We start from the raw sequence: 19,599 nt of genomic DNA on the forward strand, positions 1-19,599 counted from the left end.
TTGACGCCGCCGCCGCCTTGCGTAAAGGCCAGCCTATGACCGAACTGCCCAAGACCTTCGACCCCGCCGAAATCGAATCCCGCTGGTACGCCCATTGGGAGGAGAAGGGGCTGTTCCGCCCGGAACGACCCGACGCAGAGCCCTTCACCATCGTCAACCCGCCGCCGAACGTGACGGGCAGCCTGCATATCGGCCATGCGCTCGACAACACGTTGCAGGACATCGCGATCCGCTACGAACGGTTGCGCGGCAAGGATGCGCTGTGGGTGGTGGGCACCGACCATGCCGGCATCGCGACGCAGATGGTGGTCGAGCGGCAGATGGAGGCGCGGCAGGACAAGCGCACCAACTACACGCGCGAGCAGTTCATCGAGAAGGTGTGGGAGTGGAAGGCGGAGAGCGGCGGCGCGATCACGCGCCAGCTTCGCCGCCTGGGATGCTCCATGGACTGGGCGAATGAGCGCTTCACCATGGATGAGGGCTTTTCCAAGGCCGTCATCAAGGTGTTCGTGGAACTGCACCGCCGTGGGCTGCTCTATCGCGACAAGAGGCTGGTGAACTGGGACCCGCGCTTCCGCTCGGCCATTTCCGATCTGGAGGTCGAGACGCAGGAGGTGAAGGGCGGCTTCTGGCATTTCCGCTATCCGCTGGCCGATGGCGTTCGCCTTGCCAATGGCGCGGACCATATCGTCGTGGCGACCACGCGGCCGGAAACGATGCTGGCCGACATGGCGGTCGCCGTTCATCCCGAAGACCCGCGCTACCGGGATGTGATCGGCAAGGACATCCTCCAGCCGATCACTGGCCGCCGCTTCAAGGTCGTCGCTGACGAGCATGCCGATCCGGAACTGGGGTCGGGTGCGGTCAAGATCACGCCCGGACATGATTTCAACGATTTCGAAGTGGGCAAGCGGGCGGGTTTCAGGCCGGCCGAAATGCTCAACATGTTCGATGCCGACGCCAATGTCGTCCAGACCGCCGACGGGCTGATCCCGGAGCGGTTCCTGGGCCTGCACCGCTTCCGCAACGACGGCGTGGACGGGGCGCGGGAACTGGTGGTGGCGGAGATGAAGGCGCTTGGCCTGCTGGTTCCGCATGTCACCAGGAACAAGGAGGGTGAGGAGGTCGTCACCGACGCCGAGCCACGCACCATCCAGACGCCCTTTGGCGACCGGTCCGGCGTCGTGATCGAGCCCTGGCTGACCGACCAATGGTATGTCGATGCGCAGAAGCTCGCCGTCGCGCCGATGCAGGCGGTGCGCGACGGGCGGATCGAGATCGTGCCGAAGACCTGGGAAAAGACCTTCTTCAACTGGATGGAGAATATCCAGCCCTGGTGCGTGTCGCGCCAGCTCTGGTGGGGGCATCGGATTCCCGCCTGGTATGACGAGGACGGCAATCCCTATGTCGCGGAAAGCGAAGAGGAAGCGCAGGCTCTTGCCGGCAATAAAGGGCTGACCCGCGACCCCGATGTGCTGGACACCTGGTTCTCCTCCGCGCTTTGGCCCTTCGGCACGCTGGGCTGGCCGGAAGAGACGGAGACGCTCAAGCGCCACTATCCCAACGACTTGCTGATCTCCGGCTTCGACATCCTGTTCTTCTGGGATGCGCGCATGGCGATGATGGGGATGGAGTTCATGGGTCCGGAGCGGAGCGATCCGCGAGAGAAGGTGCCGTGGCGCAAGCTCTACCTCCACGGACTGGTGCGCGCCGCGGACGGACAGAAAATGTCCAAGTCCAAGGGCAATGTGGTCGATCCGCTGGGTCTGATCGACCGGTTCGGCGCGGATGCGCTGCGCTTCTTCATGGCGGCGATGGAAAGCCAGGGCCGCGACGTGAAGATGGATGAGAAGCGCGTCGAGGGCTATCGCAACTTCGCGACCAAGCTGTGGAACGCGGCCCGTTTCCTGCAATCGAACGGCGTCACGGCCTCGACCAGCCATGAGGCGCCCCATGCGGAGGCGCCGGTCAATCGCTGGATCGTCGCGGAAACGGTGGCGACCGTGCAGGCGATCGACACCGCCATGGCCGAACTGCGCTTCGATGCTGCGGCCAACGCCATCTATCACTTCATATGGGACCAGTTTTGCGACTGGTATATCGAGCTGACCAAAGGCTCCATGGATGAAGAAACAAGGGCGGTGGCCGGCTGGGCGTTCGACCAGATATTGGTGATGCTGCATCCCTTCATGCCCTTCATTACCGAAGAGTTATGGAATCTGACCGGAACGCGGGAAGGCGAACTGATCGTCGCGCGCTGGCCGCAGGCGCTCTATGCCGTCGACGGCGAGGCGCAGGCGGAGATCGACTGGCTGATCCGCCTGATCGGCGCGATGCGGACGGCGCGCACCGAACTCAACGTGCCGCCGGGCGCGAAGCTGGGCGTCGTCGTGCATGATGCGTCGGAGGAAACCCGCCGCCGCATCGACCGCCAGGGGGCCGCATTGGCGCGCCTGGGCCGGGTGGAAAGCCTGTCCTTCGGCGACAGCGTCACGGGCGGCGCGGCGCAGATCGTGGTGGACGAGGCGACCTTCATCCTGCCGCTGGAGGGCGTGATCGACATCGCCGCCGAAAAGGCGCGGCTCGCCAAGGCGCTGGCGGCGGCGGAGAAGGAACGGGATTCGCTGTCCGCGCGTCTTTCCAATCCCAGCTTCGTCGAGAAGGCCAAGCCCGAGGCCGTCGCCAAGGCGCGGGAGGACCATGGCGAAAAGGCGGCCGAGGCGGAAAGATTGAAGGCGGCGCTGGAACGGCTCGCCTGACCGGCCGGCGCATCGGGCAGGGTGCGCCGGCAAAAGGACCGGAAGGGGCGCGCCGGAAGGATGCGGCGTCCCAACGGTCCCCATCCGCAAGGGGGCAGGAGGGATCATGGTTGCAGGGGAACATCGGGCCAGGGACCTGACGCAGGGACCGATCGCATCGGCCCTGCTGCTGTTCGCCGTTCCGACATTGGCGTCCAACATCCTCCAGTCGCTGAATGGATCGATCAACGCCATCTGGGTCGGCCGTTTCCTGGGCGCGCAGGCGCTGGCGGCGACCGCCAACGCCAACATCACCATGTTCCTGATGTTCTCCATCGTCTTCGGCTTCGGCATGGCGTCGACGGTGATGATCGCGCAGGCGGTGGGACGGGGTGATCTGGACGCGGCGCGCCGCGCCTTCGGTTCTGCCGTCGGCTTCTGCACCCTGCTGGGCCTGGTCGTCGCGACCGCCGGATGGATCGGCGCGCCCGCTTTGCTGCGGCTGCTGGCGACCCCGGCGGAGGCGTTCGACCTGGCGCTCGTCTATTTGCGGGTGATCTTCGTTGCCATGCCCGCCTCCCTGCTGAGCGTCATGATGATGATGGGCCTGCGCGGCACGGGGGATGCGCGAACGCCGCTGATCTTCATGTTCGTGAGCGTGGGCGTCGACCTGGTGCTCAACCCGGTGCTGATCCTGGGACTGGGGCCGATCCCGGCCATGGGCATAGGCGGGTCGGCCGCGGCAACGGCGGCGGCGGGCGTGGTCAGCCTGATCGGCCTTGTCCTCTACACCTATGCGAAGGATCTGCCGTTGCGCCTGCGCGGGCGTGAACTGGCTTATCTCCGCCCCGCGCCGGACCAGATGCGCGTCCTGTTCGGCAAGGGGTTGCCGATGGGATTGCAGATGATCGTCATGTCCGCGTCAGGGCTGGTGATGATCGGCCTCGTCAACCGGGAGGGTTTTCTGGTCACCGCGGCCTATGGCGCGGCGCAGCAGATCTGGACCTATCTCCAGATGCCGGCCATGGCGATGGGCGCGGCGGTCAGCGCCATGGCGGCGCAGAATATCGGCGCCGGGCGATGGGACCGGATCAGCCGGATCACCGGCTATGGCATGGGTTATCTGCTGCTGATCACCGGCACGATGGTGGCGGTGATCCTGCTGTTCCACGCGCCGCTGCTGGCCTTGTTCCTGGGGCGGAACGAGGCCGCCATCGCCGCCGCCTGGCACATGCAGCTTCTGGCGAGCTGGAGCTTCGTGCTGTTCGGCGGCACGATGATCCTGTTCGGCGTGATGCGGGCCAATGGCGTGGTGGTGCGGCCGCTGCTGATCCTGATCTTCACCCTCTTCGCGGTGCGGCTGGGCTTCTACCATCTGGGCTATCCGCATCTGGGGGCGGACGCGCTGTGGCTGAGCTTTCCCGTCGGTTCGGCGTCGTCCTTCCTGCTGGCGGGGCTGGTTTACCTGCAGGGCGGCTGGCGCAAGGCGAAGCTGCTCGTCCCCGTGGACGAGGAGGAGTGCCGCGAAAGCATCAATGCGGAGAGCGAGCCCGCCGGACGGATCGTCCCGGCGGGATAATCGCTTACCGGCCCTGGCTGCGCCAGCGCGTGATGGTGCGGTCGAGGATGTCCGCTTCGCCGCCGGACTGGCGCCAGAGTTCCGTGAAGCTCGGATCGCCCGAGGCGGGACGCCGCTCCTCCTCCAGATTGTCGAGCGCGACGCGGATCGGCACGGCGACGCCTTCGCCGCAGATGATCGCCTCCCGGTTGCGCAGGGCGGGGATGGAATCGAGGAACCCGCGCGCGCCTTCGGGCATGGCGGCCTTCACGAAGGCCTGGTCGCGGTCGTTGTTGAGGCGCATCGAGATGATCGTGCCGCATTGCGACAGCACGCCTTCGGCCAGATCGGACGGGCGTTGGGTGATGAGGCCCAGCGACACGCCATATTTGCGGCCTTCCTTGGCGATCCGTTCCAGGATGCGGCGAACGGCCTGACCGCCGCCGGTCGTGCTGCTGGGGATGTAGCGATGCGCTTCCTCGCAGACGAGCAGGATCGGGCGCTGCGGCTCGTCCCGCGCCCAGAGGGCATAGTCGAACACCAGCCGCGACAGCACCGACACCACGACGGACGTGATGTCGGACGGCATGGACGACACGTCGATGATCGAGATCGGCTTGCCGCCGGAGGGCAGGCGGAAGATCTTGGCGAGGAATTCCTGCATCGAATCCGCGACCAGCATGCCGGAGAACATGAAGCTGTAGCGCGGATCGCTCTTGATCTCGTCGATCTTGGTCTTGAGCCGCATATAGGGCAGCGATCCGGTGCCCTTGTCCAGCTTCCCCATCTCGTTCTGAAGGATGTTGGTGAGGTCGGACAGCAGATAGGGAACGGGCGAATCGACGGTCAGCCGGCCGATGCTCTCCGCCAGCCGGTTCTTGGACCGCGCGGCCAGCAGGCATTTGGCGAGGATGTCGCAGTCCACCGTCCGCTCCGACCCTTCGGAGGTGACGAACACCTCGCAATGCTCCTCGAAATTCATCAGCCAATAGGGGAGGGCGAGGTTGTTGACGTCATAGACGGCGCCATTCTGCTGGAAGGCGGCGCCATATTCGCCATGGGGATCGATCATCACGATATGCCCCTGCGGCGACAGGTCGCAGATGCGGTGCAGGATGAGAGCGGCGCTGGTCGACTTGCCGGTGCCGGTCGAACCCAGCAGCGCGAAATGCTTGCCCAGCATCGAATCGACATAGAGCGCGGCGCGGGTGTCGGACGTGGGATAGACGGTGCCGATCTGCACATGGGGGCGGTCGTCGGCCGAATAGATCTGCTGCATGTCCGCGCTCGATACCGGATAGACCTCCGTCCCCGGTGTCGGGTAACGGGTCACGCCCCGGCGGAAGCGGTAGATGCGGCCCGTCAGCTTTTCCTCATCGCCTTCGCCCAGAAAGTCGATGTCGACGATGATGCTGTTGCTGTCCTGCCGGTCCATGGTCATGGCGCGGACGCTGGCGATCAGCCAGACCTGGCCGACGCGCATCTTCACCTGGCTGCCGACCTGCCCCGCCATGGCGAGCGAAGGATCGGAATCGTGCGACAGCGCGGCAATGCGCGAGGCGTCGATGATCAATTGCGAACTGGACCCGGAAATCTGGAAAACCATTCCCATGGCATCGACCGGAGCCTGAAAGACATGCGGCTGCGCGCCGGCGAAATGGTCTGCACCGTGCATCTGGGTCATGAACCTGTTTTCCCTCGACCGGACGGGATTCCGGCACGTCGGATCGATTTAACCGGCGACTGGTAAAGAATCTGCTTATCGCTCACCCATGTTAATGGTGCGGCCACGCCCGGCGCCGCGATGGTCAGAGGAAATGCGTGTCAGGCTTGGCTGTTGAAACATTGGCCGAAAATCGGGAAAACCCTGTGTCGCGGGTGCTGACGACGGATGCGGCGCGGCGCTCCGACGCGATCTCCATCGCGCGGGTGATCTGCATTCTGGGCGTGGTCTATGTCCATGCGTGGACGGGCCTGAACGGCCATGATCTGGAAAGCCTGAGGGGCACGTCGCAGGACAGTTTGCGCTGGGGCCTGATGGAGGTTTTCGGGCGCAGCGCCGTGCCGTTGCTGGGCCTGATTTCCGGCTGGCTGGTCGAGGGGTCGTCGCGGACCCACGACTGGTTGCGCCATGTCGGGCGGAAGGCGCGGACGATCCTGTTGCCGATGATCCTGTGGAATGCGCTGGCGATCCTGTTCGTTTCGGGTGCGGCCTGGATGCTGGGCCTGTCCGCGCCCGTGCCCTCGTCCACCGGCTGGATGTTCGAGGAGCTATTCATCGTCAGCCGCAATCCGGACATCAACGTGCAGATGCCGTTCCTGCGCGACCTGTTCCTGTGCATGCTCGCCGCGCCCCTGTTCGTCCGCCTGCCGGGCTGGGCGCTGGGGGCGGTCGCCGCGATGGCGGCGCTGTGCCAAATCATGGGCTGGGGGCCGCCGGTGCTGATGCGCGCGTCGATCCTGTTCTTCTTCATCATGGGCATCGTCGCCCGGCGCGAGGGGCTGGCCGATCGCGTGGCGGCGCTGCCCTGGATGGTCGCGGCGCCGCCCTTTGCGCTGCTGATGACCGCGCAGCTCTATATTTCCCTGCATCCGGGCGCCTTGCCGCCGGGCGTCGGCACGGCGGTGCTGGACATGGCGGTGCGGGTCGCGGCGGCGTTGTTCTTCTGGCGGCTGGCCTGGTCGTTGGCGGCCAGCGCGGCGCGGGGCATGTTGTTGCGGATCGAGCCTTTCGCCTTCTTCCTCTTCTGCTCCCACCTCATCCTGATCTGGCTGGGCGGCCCGGTGCTGGGGGTCGTGTTCGGCAAGCTGGGCTCACCCTTCTATCCCGCCTATCTGCTGGTGCAGCCGCTGCTGGTGCTGGTCGCCGTGGTGCTGCTGGGATCGCTGCTCAGCCGCGCCGCGCCGGGGCTTGCGAAGCTATTGAGCGGGGGCCGCCTGATGGCTGTCTGACGCCATTCGGCCGGCCACCGCCTGGCCTGCCGCCATGGCGATTTCCAGACTGCGCTTGCGCGCCCCGAAATCGTGGATCTGGCCGCCGATGATGATCTCGTCCACCTGCGTGCGGCGGATGAAGGCGGCCAGGTCGCGCTCGACATCGGCCTGGGTGCCGATGCTCGACGCGCTCAGCACATCGGCCAGCATCGCCTGCGCCTGCGGCGGCAGGCTTTCATAATAGCCGGGCACAGGCGGTTGCAGCTTGCCCGGCTGCCCGGTGCGCAGCCGCACGAAGGCCTGCTGCATGGAGGTGGCGATGAGCCGCGCCTCCTCCACCGTGTCGGCGGCGAAGACATTGTAGCCCGCCATCACATAGGGATATGCGAGCTGCGCCGACGGACGGAAATCACGGCGGTAGATGGCGATGGCCTCATCCAGCGCGCCCGGCGCGAAATGGGAGGCGAAGGCATAGGGAAGGCCCAGTGCGGCGGCCAGTTGCGCGCCATAGAGGCTGGAGCCGAGAATCCAGAGCGGCACATCCTCGCCCGCGCCGGGGGTCGCCTGGAAGCCGAGGCGGCTGTCGCCCGCGAAATAGGCCTGCAACTCCATCACGTCGCGAGGGAATTCGTCCGGGCCGCCCGTCAGCGTCCGCCGCATCGCCTGCGCCACGCGCTGGTCGGAGCCGGGAGCGCGGCCGAGACCCAGGTCGACGCGGCCGGGAAAGAGCGCCGCGAGCGTGCCGAACTGCTCCGCGATCAGCAGCGGCGCATGATTGGGCAACATGATGCCGCCCGCGCCGATGCGGATGCGGCTGGTGGCCTGCCCGATATGCGCCAGGACCACGGCGGTCGCCGCCGAGGCGATCCCCGGCATGCCATGATGTTCCGCCACCCAATAGCGGTGGAAGCCAAGGCTTTCGGCATGGGCGGCAAAGGCGGCGGCGCGGCCAAGCGCCTCACTGGCGCTACTGCCTTCGTTGATGGGGACAAGGTCCAGAACGGAGAAACGGGTCATGACCCGCATATGGGGGGATGACCGGTTTTATTTCAATACTAATTCGGAGGGATGGGAAGCGGACGTCTTCGGAGAGATTTGCGTGCTCCTGCCTGCGCGGGAGCGCGGCGCGCTTTATGCCCACAAATCCCTGGCGCGCATTTAACTGGCGGCGCGGCCGAATCCCTGGACCGGATTGTCGACGCGGCGGCCGAAGCCCTGCGGCCTGCGGGCGACCAGCGGATTGGCGTCGCGGTCGAGCAGGGCCATCGTCTCGGTGAAGCAGGGGCGCAGCGCGACCACGTCCTCGATCAGTTCGTCCGGCCCTTCCCGGCTTTCGACGCAGCGGCGGGCGACCATCTCGATCTTCTCGGCCATGCCGCTCAGCCGATAGGCGCCGAACTGGGCCGACTCGCCCTTCAGCGTGTGGGCCGGGGTGACCAGCGCAGCGGCGTTGCGGGCGCGGAAGGCTTCCTCGATCGCGCTGATCGCCTTTGCGCCGTCCTCGCGGAAATAGCCCAGAATCCGCAGGAAAGCGGTCCCCAACTCCGATCGGGACTTGGCAAAATCGGTCCAGTTGACCAGTTCGGCCTCTTGATATGACACCCTGACACTCCCTGTTCTGCCGGGGGAATATAGAAGAGGAGCGTAAATAGGGGGTTAAGTTGCGGCGCGAGGGGAGAAGGCGCCATATCACCCCATCGTCATGCTGAACTTGGTTCAGCATGACGATGGGAGGAGGATCGTTAGAGCGATCGAGCGAGAGCAAAGAGATGCGGCCTCTCGGCAATGAAGGTCCAACCCTGCTGCCGGGCCAAGGCCTCCAGTTCCACTGGCGCAATCGGATCGTCCGCCTCGATCGTCACTGCATCGGCGGACCGCATCGCCCGCGCCACGCGCAGCGCGGGCCAAGGGCATTTCATCCCCCTGGCGTCGATATGAACCGCTTCACTTGCTGGCATAGGGGTTTTTGGCGCTGCGCAGCGTCAACCGCACCGGCACCGCGCCGAAGCCCAATTCCTTGCGGATGCCGTTCACCAGATAGCGGCGATAGCTTTCGGGCAGTTCGTCCAGCCGCGTGCCGAACAGCACGAAGGTCGGCGGGCGGGTCTTGTTCTGGGTGATGTAGCGCAGCTTGATCCGCTTGCCGCCGGGGGCGGGAGGCGGATTGGCCTCCAGCGCGCGTTCGAACCAGCGGTTGAGGATGCCGGTCGACACGCGCTGCGACCAGGCGGTGCGGGTTTCGAAGGCGACGCGGATCAGGTCGTCCAGACCCTTGCCGGTGGCGGCGGAGACGGTCATGATCGGCACGCCGCGTATCTGCGCGAGACCGTCGGAGAGCGCCTGCTTGATGCCCTGATAGAGCGCCGAGCCATGCTCCACCGTGTCCCATTTGTTGAGCGCGACGACAAGGGCGCGGCCTTCCTCGATCACCTTGTCCGCGATGCGCAGGTCCTGCGCCTCCAGCCCGCGGGTGGAATCGAGCAGCAGCACGACGACTTCGGCAAAGTTCACAGCGTTCAGGCCGTCCGAAACCGCCAGCTTTTCCAGCTTGTCCTGCACCTTCGCGCGCTTGCGCATGCCTGCCGTGTCGATCAGGCGCACGGGGCGTTCTTCGCCGTCGGGGCTGGTCCAGCTCCAGTCGACGGCGATGGAGTCGCGGGTGATGCCCGCTTCGGGGCCGGTCAGCAGGCGGTTTTCGCCCAGCAGCCGGTTGATGAGGGTCGACTTGCCCGCATTGGGGCGGCCGACGATGGCGAGCTTCAGCGGCGCGGATTCGAGATCGGCCTCTTCGGGTTCAGCCTCCTCTTCCTCCTCTTCGCGGTCGATATAGGGGAGCAGCGCCTGGAACAGGTCGGCCAGCCCCTGGCCATGTTCGGCGGAGAAGGGGACGGGGTCGCCCAGACCCAGGCTGAACGCCTCCATCACGCCATCGTCGCCGGCCCTGCCCTCGGCCTTGTTGGCCATCAGCACGACGGGGGCGTCGCCTTCGCGCAGCCAGCGGGCGATTTCCTCGTCCAGCGGGGTGATGCCCGCGCGAGCGTCCACGACGAACAGCGCGACATCGGCATTTTCCACCGCCGCCTGCGTCTGCATGCGCATGCGGCCGGGCAGGGTCTGCGGGTCCTCATCCTCATAACCGGCGGTGTCGATGATGGTGAAATCGACGCCCAGCAGGTTCGCCTGCCCCTCCCGCCGGTCGCGGGTCACGCCGGGCTGGTCGTCGACCAGCGCCAGCTTCTTGCCGACGAGCCGGTTGAAAAGGGTGGACTTGCCCACATTGGGGCGTCCGACAATGGCAACGGTGGGCAGCATGAGAGGCCCGTATCCTTTAAAAAATGGGTGCTCCTGCGAAGGCAGGAGCCCAGTCCAAGCGGTGGAACTGGGCTCCTGCCTTCGCAGGAGCACGTTTACCTGAAATCGCCGGTGGCGTCAGCGGAATGCCGTCAGCTTTCCGTCATCGGCCAGGATATAAAGCGTGTTGTTCGCGACGATCGGCGACAGCGACATCGACCGGTCGAGATCGATTTCCGCCTGGATCTTGCCGGTCGTCGGATCGACATAGTTGAGGTCGCCATGGGTCGACACCAGCACCAGCCGCCCGCCCGCCAGCACCGGGCCGGTCCAGCGGATCGCCTTGTCCTTCTTCTTTTCCTTCTGCCAGCGGCGGAGCTGGCTGATCCAGCGGATCTTGCCCGTGGCGCGGGCGACGCAGAGCAGCTTGGCGTCGCTGGTGACGGCGAACACCCATTCGCCCACGACCGAAGGGGTCGAAATGCCGGCGATGTTGATTTCCCACAGACGCTGGCCGCTCACCAGTTCATAGCTCGCCATGCGACCGCCCTGGCCGATCGCGAACACCCGGCCGCGATCGATGACCGGATCGGCGTCGATGTCGGTCAGCGACGCCACGGCGGTCGAGATGCTGGTGCGCGACAGCGCGTCGCCCCACAGCGTCCGGCCATTTTCATAGCGATAGGCGGTCAGTTCGCCCGAGCTGTAGCCCGCGATCACCGTGCCCTGCGCGGCGGCGGGGGCGGCCACGCCGAAAATGCCGGTGACTTGCAGCGTGCCGCTGTCGGTCCACTGCACTTCGCCGTCGCTCTGGTTGAGGGCGAAGATCTGATTGTCCTGCCCCATCACATAGACATGGCCATTGGCGAGCGTCGGCGCGCCGCGCAGCGGGCCGCCGGGGCGCTTCTTCCACAGGATCGCGCCGCTGTTCGCATCCATCGCGGCGACATCGCCCACGCCGGTGCTGGCATAGAGCTTGCCGTCGATCACGCTGACGCCGCCGCCGAACAGGGCCCGGCCGCTGCCTTCGGCGGGCAGGGGCGTCTGCCACAGCTTCGCACCGCTGTTGGCGTCGAAGGCGATGACCCGCGCATCGGCGTCGATGACATAAAGCTTGCCGCCGACCACCACCGGAGCGGAGGCGAGGCGGGCCTGCGGCGTGCTGCCCGAAATGGAGGCGGTCCACGCCTGAGAGGGGGACGCGCCCAGCGCCAGATTGCCCATGGTCTTGGCGGGGCTGCCGCCCGGCTGCGACCATTGGTCGTTCACATAGGGTTCGGGCAGGGTCACGGGGACGTCGGCCAGCGTCGGATCGACCTCCACCCCCTGTTCATTGCTGAGGATCGAGGTGCGCTTGCCGACCACCGGGGTCTTGGGGCCGCCCTTCTTGCCGCCCACGATGCCGCAACCCGCCAGCAGGGCGATCATCATGGCCACGGTCAGGGCGCGGCCGGCGCCCGAAAATTTCGTCATGCTGTGCATTCCCATGCGCCCAATCATTCCTGTCCCGCCGCGACCGGCGTTTCGACTGCATCCACACCCAATAAGCCTGCCATCTGTCGCGCGCGTGAACGGATCGACTGCGGCACGTTCCTGTCCTTCGCCATGGCGGCGAACAGCGGCCCGGCGAGATCGGGCTTGCGCATCTTCATATAGGCGATGGCGACCAGTTCCCCGGCGCTGCCGAACCAGGGCGCGCCCTCGACGGCCAGGGGTTTCAGCCGGTCGACCACCTGCTGCGGAGCGAGGCTTTCATATTCCAGCGTGGTCTGGCGGATCAGCGCCAGGTCGCGATAGGGGCGGTCGAGCGAACCGTCATCCGCCATCGCCTTATAGGCGGCGATGGCGGCCTTGCTGTCGCCCTTGCGCGCGGCGGCGCCGGCCTTCACCAGCAGGGCGGAGGCGCGGAAGCCGGGCTGGCTCGCCTGGGTCAGCTTGTCCAGTTCCTTCGCATCGGGCGTGCCGCCGCCGACCGCCGTGGCGATCACCTTGTCCATTTCCTCCGACACGGCCTGCGACTGCGTCTTCGTATAATGCTGCCAATAGAGCCAGCCGGCGAAGGCCGCGAGGCCGATGACCACCGCCGCCACGATCCAGCGGCCGAAGCGCTGCCAGAAGGTCAGCAACTGGTCCTGCCGGACGGCTTCGTCGACCTCACGCATGAAGGCTTCGCTGTTTTGCGGCGTCAGGGCCACTTGGGTCTCCAGAAATTCGTCAGTTACGGCACGCGGAAGGCGCGATCATTAGCGGGGCTCTTGGCTCACGCAAATCACTTTTTGGGCCGATAGACCTGATCTTCGGTCGGAAAGTGCCGGTTCCGGACATCTTGCGCATAGCGGGCGGCGGCATTGCCGATGGTTTCCGCGATATTTTCATAACGCTTCACGAAACGGGGCACCCGTTCGAACATGCCCAGCATGTCCTCCGCCACCAGCACCTGCCCGTCGCAATGGGACGACGCGCCGATGCCGATCACCGGCACGTCGACGCTGTCGGTGACGGTGACGGCGATGTCCTCCATCACCCCCTCCAGCACCATGGCGAAGGCGCCCGCCTGCGCGACGGCGCGGGCGTCGGAGATGATCTTGGCATGCTCCTCCTGGCTCTTGCCGCGCGCGCCATAGCCGCCCAGCGCGTTCACCGCCTGCGGCGTCAGGCCGATATGGGCCATCACCGGAATGCCGCGCTGGCTCAAGAAGCCGATGGTTTCGGCCATGGCGACGCCGCCCTCCAGCTTCACGCCCGCGCAGCCGGTTTCGGCCATGACGCGGCTGGCGCTGGCGAAGGCCTGTTGGGGAGAGGCTTCGTAACTGCCGAAGGGCATGTCGACGAGGACGACGCTGTGATAGCTGCCGCGCACCACGGCGGCGCCATGGGCGATCATCATGTCGAGCGTGACCGGCAGGGTGGAGGGAAGGCCGTAGATCACCTGGCCCAGCGAATCGCCGACCAGCAGCATGTCGCAATGCGGATCGAGCAGTTGCGCCTGCCGCGCGGTATAGGCGGTCAGCATCACCAGCGGCTGTTCCGTCTTCCCCTCGAACTTGCGGCGCTGGATGGCGGGCACCGTCAGGCGCTTCATCGGCGCGGGGGTGGGGTTGGCGCGGCTGGTCGACGTATCGAGCGTGAAGGTCGTGGACATGGGATGCGCTCTACCGCAGCGGGGCGCGGGGCGCAAATCGGGGCCGTATCCAATCCGTTCAGGGCGGCATTGAAAAATGCGGGGAGCGACAGGGCCGTGTCGCTCCCCGCAGGGGGTGAACATCGTTGGATGCCAGCCCCTATCGAGAGGCCTTGGGCATCGTCAGAACGAGAATTTGATCGTACCGCCCCAGGTCTGCGGGTCGCCGGGCTGACCGGCGATCAGGCCGGTATTGCCCGGCGCGACCTGGAGATTTTCGATATAGTTCACGTCGAAGGCGTTGCGGACCCAGCCGAAGATGTCGAACCCTTCACCCCGGAAGCCGGCGCGGAAGTTGGTCAGGGCATAGCCCTTCACCTCCGTGTAGATGGACGGCGAGGCGTTGGAGTTCCAGTGCGACCGGTAATTGCCGTCGACGCCCAGATAGAGCTGGCCGTCCTTGTCCAGCAGCGTGACCGGAATGTTATATTCCGCGCCGTAGGAGAAGGCCCATTTCGACACGCCGGGGAGACGCTCGCCGGAAATGTCGACAAATGGGGGGCTGACCTGATTGGCCGTTGCTGCCGATCCGGGTGTGCCGGTGTAGGTGCACCTGCCGGTCACCGCAATCCCGGTGCTCGACCCGCCGCTCAGTTCCGGCGGCGGCGGCGCGTTGCAGAACTTCACATATTTGGCATCGGTGTAGGCGCCGTTGGCATAGGCGGTGAAGCGGTCGCTGGCGACGACCTTGAAATCTGCCTCGATACCCTGGGACCGTACCTTGTCGGCGTTGGCGAGATAGCCGCGCGTCGTGCCGAACTGGCCGCCGTTCACCGTCGCCTGGAAATTCTCGATCTCCGTGCGGAAGGCGGTGAGGTTGAAGGTCGCCCGACGGTCCCAGAACTGGGTCTTTAGGCCGACTTCGAAATGGTTGACCCGTTCCGGCTTCACCGTGCCCACGGCATAGTTCACCGTATTGTCCGAATTGAGCGGCAAGCCATTCTGGTTGATGCCCAGCGTCTTGAAGCTCTTGGCATAGGTCGCATAGGCAAGGATGTCCTGCGCGATCTTGTAGTTGACGTTGAAGTCGTAGGTGAAGTTCCAGGCGCTGTCGGACGGCGCGCTGAGTTGCGGTTGGTAGACGCCGCACTGCGCCGTCAGCACGGCATTGCCCTGCGTGGCGGTGGGTGCGCAACTGTTGATGACCGCTCCGGAGCCAGTGGTGACCACGCGCTGGTAGAAGCCCGACTTCTTGTCGTAGTTCAGACGCGCGCCCGGCTGGATGGTCAGGGCGTCGGTCACCTTCCAGCTCAGCTGGCCGAACAGCGCCGCGCTGGTGCTCTTGAGCCACTGCGTGTTGGTGGCGGTCAGCCCCTGAAGGATGCTTGGATTCCCTGCATTCGCGCCGGTCAGGCTCCAGCGGCTGGCGTCCGCGCCCTGCTGCTCCGTGCCCTGCGTGTCGATCCGCTGCTTGAAGCCGAACAGGCCGACCACGAAGTCGATCTTCTGGCTTTCGTAATTATAGCGGAATTCCTGGCTGTACTGGTCCTGCTGCGAGGGGTTCTGCGATTTCGAAACGACCGACAGGCCGGTGAAGTCGCGGTCATTCTCCGGCTTCCAGTCCCAGAAGCGCCACGCGGTGACGGAGGTCAGCGTGCCGGGGCCGACATCCCACTTTATCCTGGCGGAGACGCCGCCGATCTTGTTGCCAGCGTTCAGGTTGCTGTCGAGATCGGTCAGCCGGTCATAGGGATTGCGGCTGGGCACGGCATAGTTGCGGCCCGGATAGGCGGGGTTCGGATTGGCGTTGATCGCCTTGACCAGCTCATCATATTGGCGCGTGATCGGGCGCTGCGTCGTGCCCACCCGCACGAACACGGTGCCGCAGCATTCCGGGTCCTGTTTGCTGTAGTCGCCCGACAGGGTCAGGCTGAAATTGTCGGTCGGCTTGAACAGCAGTTGTCCGCGAATGCCCAGATTGTCCTGCTCGTTGATCCAGCGCTGGGACGTGACGTTGTAGATCGTCCCCCGGCGGCTGGTCGCGGCGACGGCGATGCGGGCTGCGATCGTGTCGGACAGCGGGCCGGAGATGGCTGCCTTCGCCTGCTTGTAGTTGAGATTGCCGACGGTCAGTTCGGCGCGGCCCTCGAAATCGAAGGTCGGCTGGTTGGTCGTGATGTTGATCGCGCCGGCCGTGGTGTTCTTGCCGTAGAGCGTGCCCTGCGGACCGCGCAGCACTTCGACCTGGGCGACGTCCAGAAAGTCGAAGGTCGCGGCGGCGACGCGGCTGTTATAGACGTCATCGACATAGATGCCGACGCCCTGCTCGAAGCCGTCGCTGGTCAGGCCGAACGGCACGCCGAGGCCGCGGATGTTGACCGAGGTGTTGCGCGGGTTGGTGGTGTAGACCTGAAGCGTCGGCGCCAGTTGCTGGAGCTTCACGACGTTGAAATTGCCGGTCGCCTCTATGCTGTCGCCGCGGATCACGGAGATCGCCAGCGGCACCTCCTGCGCGGTTTCCGCACGGCGGCGGGCGGTGACGATGATCACTTCCCCGCGGGCAGTGGCTTGTTCGGCGCTGTCCGCAACGGGTTGAGCCGCGTCCTGCGCAGATGCGGTGGACGCAATAAAGGATGCGCTCGCCACGCCGGCGAGCAACAGAAAACGCGCAATCATTGTATATTCCCCTTCCGGATGTCCGGTGAATGTTGATCGCGGCCCCTGCGGTGATCCGCTCAAAGCCGTTGGTCTGGGAATGGAAAATGTGGCCCACCCCTTGCCACCTGTTATCCGGCCCTTTGCGGGCCTTGTTCAGCAACCCTGAATCTTCTTGCTCCCCCCGCTCTTGTTTCAGGCGGTGAGGCGCGTCTTTTCCGTCACGTCGATCTGCACGACGCGTGCGTCATGCACGGTCAGCGTGACAGATCCGAAACGAAGCGCCTCCAGCACGCTGCGCACCTTTTCGATGCTGACCGCAATGTCGTGGCGCTGCCCGTCACTGCGGCCGTTGCGGGCGAATTCAATCGATCGGTTTTCACTCATAAACACCTCTTAGCCGCTCTTTATCTCAACTGTATTGATAGACAAAAAAGCAAATATAAGGGGCGCTCAAGTTTCTCTTGTCGCGCCCCAAAAGCATCGTTCGGAAAATGGGTCCGGTTTTTCCGTAAAAACGATGCGATAACAAAAACTATAGACTAGCCGTTGACCCGCAGCGCCGCCAATCGCCGCTCCTGATGCGCCAGCGGGATGGCGGGCCGTAACTGGCGCATTGCAGAAGCCTGCTCATGCGCATTGTCGATCAGTTTTTCGAGCAAAGCCTGGCCGAAGCGCCATTCGCCCAGGCCCGAATCCGCATTGATATGGCCGCAAAAGCCCGCATCGACAAAGCTGCTGCCCCAATTCTTGCCGATGCTGTGGGCGCGTTCGAAGAAGATATAGGGATCGTTGCGGCTCGCCACGACGATCGAGGGAAAGGGCAGTTGCGCGCGGGGCGTGGGGCCGAAGCCGCCGATCGTCTCGGGCGTTTCCATCCGGTCGCAGTCGGGCGGCGCCACCAGCAGCGCGCCGGTCACGGGCCAGCCATAGGCCTGGCTCTGCAAGGCGCCCCACCAGGCGACCGCAAGGCAACCCAGGCTGTGCGCGGCCAGGATGATCGGCCCCTCCGCCGCCCGGATCGCAGCGTCCAGCCGCGTGACCCAGCTATTGCGGCTGGGGCTGGCCCAGCTTCCCAGGTCGACCCGCTCGCAATCACCGCGCGTCTTTTCCCACAGCGTCTGCCAATGACCCGGCCCGCTATTGTTGAGACCCGGTATGGTCAGCACGACCGGCTGGCGCGCGTCTCCCGAATGTCCGAATCGCTCCATGGTCAAATCCTCGTCCTATTGTCGAGGGAGAGATAATTCTATTTATCCGGTAGACAATGGTCAAGCGGCAAAATGTGTCGGAATTTGGGCAACCCGATTCATCTGAGGTTCATATAATGGAAAGGGTCGGGGACTACCACCTTTGCGCCGCCCGAAACCGCCGGAACGCCCCTTACCAGGGGTAGATCAGCCCATAATAGTGAAAGACGCTGCGGCCGTAAGCGTCGTCATAATCGGGTCGTTCTTCCGGCAGATGGCGGGGCGCCTGGTCTAATATGTCCCTGGCCAAGTCCACCACATAGCCGCCCTTGTCCGTGTCGTAGCTCAGCATCGACCAGGGCAGCGGATAATGATCGTTGCCGATGCCCAGGAAGCCGCCGAAGGACAGCACGGCATAGCGGACCTGCCCGCTGCGCTTGTCGACCATGAAGTTGGAGATGTGGCCCAGCCGCTCCCCCTGGCGGTTGTAGACGGTGGTGCCTTCGATCCGGTCGGATGCGATCAGGTCGCCATGATTTTCCCTCGCCACGTCAGACATCGTCACTCTCCTGCGAAGAAATCGCGTTATGCTGACTGAACCAAGGGGGACCGGGCGGGTTCCCCGGGGCAGACGAGATGATATGCGAACAGGAGGACGGTCATGAAGATCAATCGCAGCGGATCGGCGGTATGGAGTGGCGGCCTGAAGGACGGCAAGGGCGCGATCTCGACCCAGAGCGGCGCGCTGGATGCGCATCCCTATGGCTTTGCGATGCGCTTCGAAGGGGTGCCGGGCACCAATCCCGAGGAGTTGGTCGCGGCGGCCCACGCCTCCTGCTTCACCATGGCGCTGTCGCTGATATTGGGCGAAGCGGGGCTGACGGCCGAGAAGATGGAGACCAATGCCGTCGTGACGCTGGAACAGCAGGAAGGCGGCTTTGCCATCACGGCGAGCAAGCTGAGCCTGAAGGCGACCATCCCCGGCGCAGACGATGCGCGGTTCCAGGAACTGGCCGCGAAGGCGAAGGCCAATTGCCCCGTGTCCAAGCTCTTGAATGCGGAGATCAGCCTGGACGCGGAACTGCTAGGCTGAAGGCGTGCGCCTGGCGTGGACATGTTCGCGCCAGGCGATGTACAGGCCGCTCCCCACGATCAGCGCCGCACCGATCCACGTCGTCGCGATCGGCCAGTTGCCCCAGATCGCCCAGCCGAGCAGCGTCGTCCAGACGATGGAACTGTAGTCCATCGGCAGCACCACGGAAACGGGGGCCCAGCGCAGTGCCGCGGTCATGCAGATCTGCGCGATGCCGCCGGTCACGCCGATCAGCAGCAGCAGGCCCCATGTCATGGCGTCATGGGCCTGCCCGTGGAACAGCATCGCCACGCCCAGCGGCGGCAGGGAGAGGAGGGTGAACCAGAAGACGATCACCCCGGCGCTTTCCGTGCGGCCCAGTTCGCGCAGGACCAGGCTGACGCAGGCGGTGACGAAAGCCGCGGCGAGCGCGACCGCAACGCCGATGGCGGGGAAGTGCCCGGCATCCGGCCGGACCATCACGATCACGCCGAGAAAGCCGATGAGCACCGCGCTCCACCGGTGGATGCCGGTCGTCTCGCGCAGGATGAGGGCGGACAGGATCGTGCCGAAGATCGGCATGGTGAAGCCGATGGTCACCGCTTCCGCCGGCAGCAGCAGGATATAGGACAGGAAGTTGAGCACCATGCCCGTCAGGCCGATGATCATGCGGGTGGCATGGACGCCGATGCGTCGCGTGCGGATCGATCCCATGCCGCTTGTCATGGCGATCCAGGCGAATACCACCGGCAGCGCCAGGGCCTGGCGGTAGAACAGCGATTCCACCACATGGACGCCGCGCGCGTCGGCCAGTCTGACCGTCACGAACATGATCGAAAGGCAGATCACCGCGAGCAAGCGCAGGCCGATGGCGGTGAACGGACGATGCGGGCGATTGGATGGGGGTGGGGGCGGCATGCGAACGCCTTAGCCCCGCTGCGGGAGGACGCAACCGCCCAAGGAGGGATGGACGAGTCCGGAATGCGGGAAATTGGCCAATTCAGGACATTCCCCTCCCGTAAACGGGAGGGGTTAGGGGT

Annotated in this window: 17 protein-coding genes; 4 read left to right on the plus strand and 13 right to left on the minus strand. The window is 65.2% G+C overall.

Annotation, left to right across the window (positions count from 1 at the left end):
* The first annotated feature begins 35 nt into the window (after nucleotides 1–35).
* A complete protein-coding gene (locus tag TZ53_RS14560; protein WP_044661748.1) occupies nucleotides 36–2,759 on the plus strand; it encodes a valine--tRNA ligase in 2,724 nt (907 codons plus the stop codon).
* 106 nt (nucleotides 2,760–2,865) lie between these two features.
* Complete coding sequence (locus tag TZ53_RS14565) at nucleotides 2,866–4,317, plus strand: MATE family efflux transporter (protein ID WP_044661749.1); 1,452 nt, start codon at nucleotides 2,866–2,868, stop codon at nucleotides 4,315–4,317.
* A gap of 4 nt (nucleotides 4,318–4,321) precedes the next feature.
* Here TZ53_RS14565 and TZ53_RS14570 read toward each other — a convergent pair whose 3' ends face one another.
* Nucleotides 4,322–5,980 (minus strand): ATP-binding protein, encoded by a 1,659-nt coding sequence (locus tag TZ53_RS14570; RefSeq protein WP_025549902.1) that lies wholly within the window; start codon nucleotides 5,978–5,980, stop codon nucleotides 4,322–4,324.
* Nucleotides 5,981–6,165: 185 nt separating this feature from the next.
* Between TZ53_RS14570 and TZ53_RS14575 the strand changes: the two genes are divergently transcribed.
* Entirely contained in the window at nucleotides 6,166–7,248 is a 1,083-nt protein-coding gene (locus TZ53_RS14575; RefSeq protein WP_238320061.1) for an acyltransferase family protein, read from the plus strand.
* Here TZ53_RS14575 and TZ53_RS14580 read toward each other — a convergent pair.
* The 11 genes from TZ53_RS14580 to TZ53_RS14630 all read right to left on the minus strand — a co-directional run bounded on the left by TZ53_RS14580 (nucleotide 7,216) and on the right by TZ53_RS14630 (nucleotide 18,046).
* Nucleotides 7,216–8,247, minus strand: coding sequence for an LLM class flavin-dependent oxidoreductase (locus TZ53_RS14580; protein WP_044661751.1), 1,032 nt, complete (start codon nucleotides 8,245–8,247; stop codon nucleotides 7,216–7,218). The genes TZ53_RS14575 and TZ53_RS14580 overlap by 33 nt on opposite strands.
* Before the next feature lie 141 nt (nucleotides 8,248–8,388).
* The gene (locus TZ53_RS14585; protein WP_025549905.1) at nucleotides 8,389–8,832 is read right to left on the minus strand and encodes an Hpt domain-containing protein; all 444 of its coding nucleotides are present in this window, start codon (nucleotides 8,830–8,832) and stop codon (nucleotides 8,389–8,391) included.
* A 140-nt stretch (nucleotides 8,833–8,972) separates the two neighbouring features.
* Nucleotides 8,973–9,188, minus strand: a complete 216-nt coding sequence (locus TZ53_RS14590) for a sulfurtransferase TusA family protein (protein WP_025549906.1) — start codon at nucleotides 9,186–9,188, stop codon at nucleotides 8,973–8,975.
* Entirely contained in the window at nucleotides 9,175–10,542 is a 1,368-nt protein-coding gene (gene der / locus TZ53_RS14595) for a ribosome biogenesis GTPase Der (RefSeq protein WP_044661752.1), read from the minus strand. The genes TZ53_RS14590 and der overlap by 14 nt, the downstream gene beginning before the upstream one ends.
* Before the next feature lie 117 nt (nucleotides 10,543–10,659).
* Nucleotides 10,660–12,003, minus strand: a complete 1,344-nt coding sequence (locus TZ53_RS14600; RefSeq protein ID WP_371873079.1) for an outer membrane protein assembly factor BamB family protein — start codon at nucleotides 12,001–12,003, stop codon at nucleotides 10,660–10,662.
* Nucleotides 12,004–12,017: 14 nt separating this feature from the next.
* Nucleotides 12,018–12,716 carry a tetratricopeptide repeat protein gene (locus TZ53_RS14605; RefSeq protein ID WP_044661753.1) on the minus strand — a complete coding sequence of 233 codons (699 nt, stop codon included), beginning with the start codon at nucleotides 12,714–12,716 and terminating at the stop codon, nucleotides 12,018–12,020.
* A 74-nt stretch (nucleotides 12,717–12,790) separates the two neighbouring features.
* Complete coding sequence (gene panB, locus TZ53_RS14610) at nucleotides 12,791–13,663, minus strand: 3-methyl-2-oxobutanoate hydroxymethyltransferase (protein ID WP_044661754.1); 873 nt, start codon at nucleotides 13,661–13,663, stop codon at nucleotides 12,791–12,793.
* A gap of 162 nt (nucleotides 13,664–13,825) precedes the next feature.
* Nucleotides 13,826–16,318: a TonB-dependent receptor gene (locus TZ53_RS14615; protein ID WP_044661755.1), complete on the minus strand. Its 2,493-nt coding sequence runs from the start codon at nucleotides 16,316–16,318 to the stop codon at nucleotides 13,826–13,828.
* A gap of 174 nt (nucleotides 16,319–16,492) precedes the next feature.
* A complete protein-coding gene (locus tag TZ53_RS14620) occupies nucleotides 16,493–16,684 on the minus strand; it encodes a YezD family protein (protein ID WP_025549910.1) in 192 nt (63 codons plus the stop codon).
* A gap of 155 nt (nucleotides 16,685–16,839) precedes the next feature.
* Nucleotides 16,840–17,508 carry an RBBP9/YdeN family alpha/beta hydrolase gene (locus TZ53_RS14625; RefSeq protein WP_025549911.1) on the minus strand — a complete coding sequence of 223 codons (669 nt, stop codon included), beginning with the start codon at nucleotides 17,506–17,508 and terminating at the stop codon, nucleotides 16,840–16,842.
* 172 nt (nucleotides 17,509–17,680) lie between these two features.
* Entirely contained in the window at nucleotides 17,681–18,046 is a 366-nt protein-coding gene (locus tag TZ53_RS14630; RefSeq protein WP_044661756.1) for a PRC-barrel domain-containing protein, read from the minus strand.
* Between the two features lie 102 nt (nucleotides 18,047–18,148).
* Between TZ53_RS14630 and TZ53_RS14635 the strand changes: the two genes are divergently transcribed.
* Complete coding sequence (locus tag TZ53_RS14635) at nucleotides 18,149–18,580, plus strand: OsmC family protein (RefSeq protein ID WP_044661757.1); 432 nt, start codon at nucleotides 18,149–18,151, stop codon at nucleotides 18,578–18,580.
* On the opposite strand, the gene TZ53_RS14640 is transcribed toward TZ53_RS14635, so the two are convergent.
* Nucleotides 18,572–19,477, minus strand: coding sequence for a DMT family transporter (locus tag TZ53_RS14640; protein WP_044661758.1), 906 nt, complete (start codon nucleotides 19,475–19,477; stop codon nucleotides 18,572–18,574). The two genes, TZ53_RS14635 and TZ53_RS14640, sit on opposite strands and share 9 nt — an antisense overlap.
* Nucleotides 19,478–19,599: the final 122 nt, after the last annotated feature.

Origin of the sequence: Sphingobium sp. YBL2 (assembly GCF_000943805.1) — a bacterium.
Lineage (GTDB): Bacteria > Pseudomonadota > Alphaproteobacteria > Sphingomonadales > Sphingomonadaceae > Sphingobium > Sphingobium fuliginis.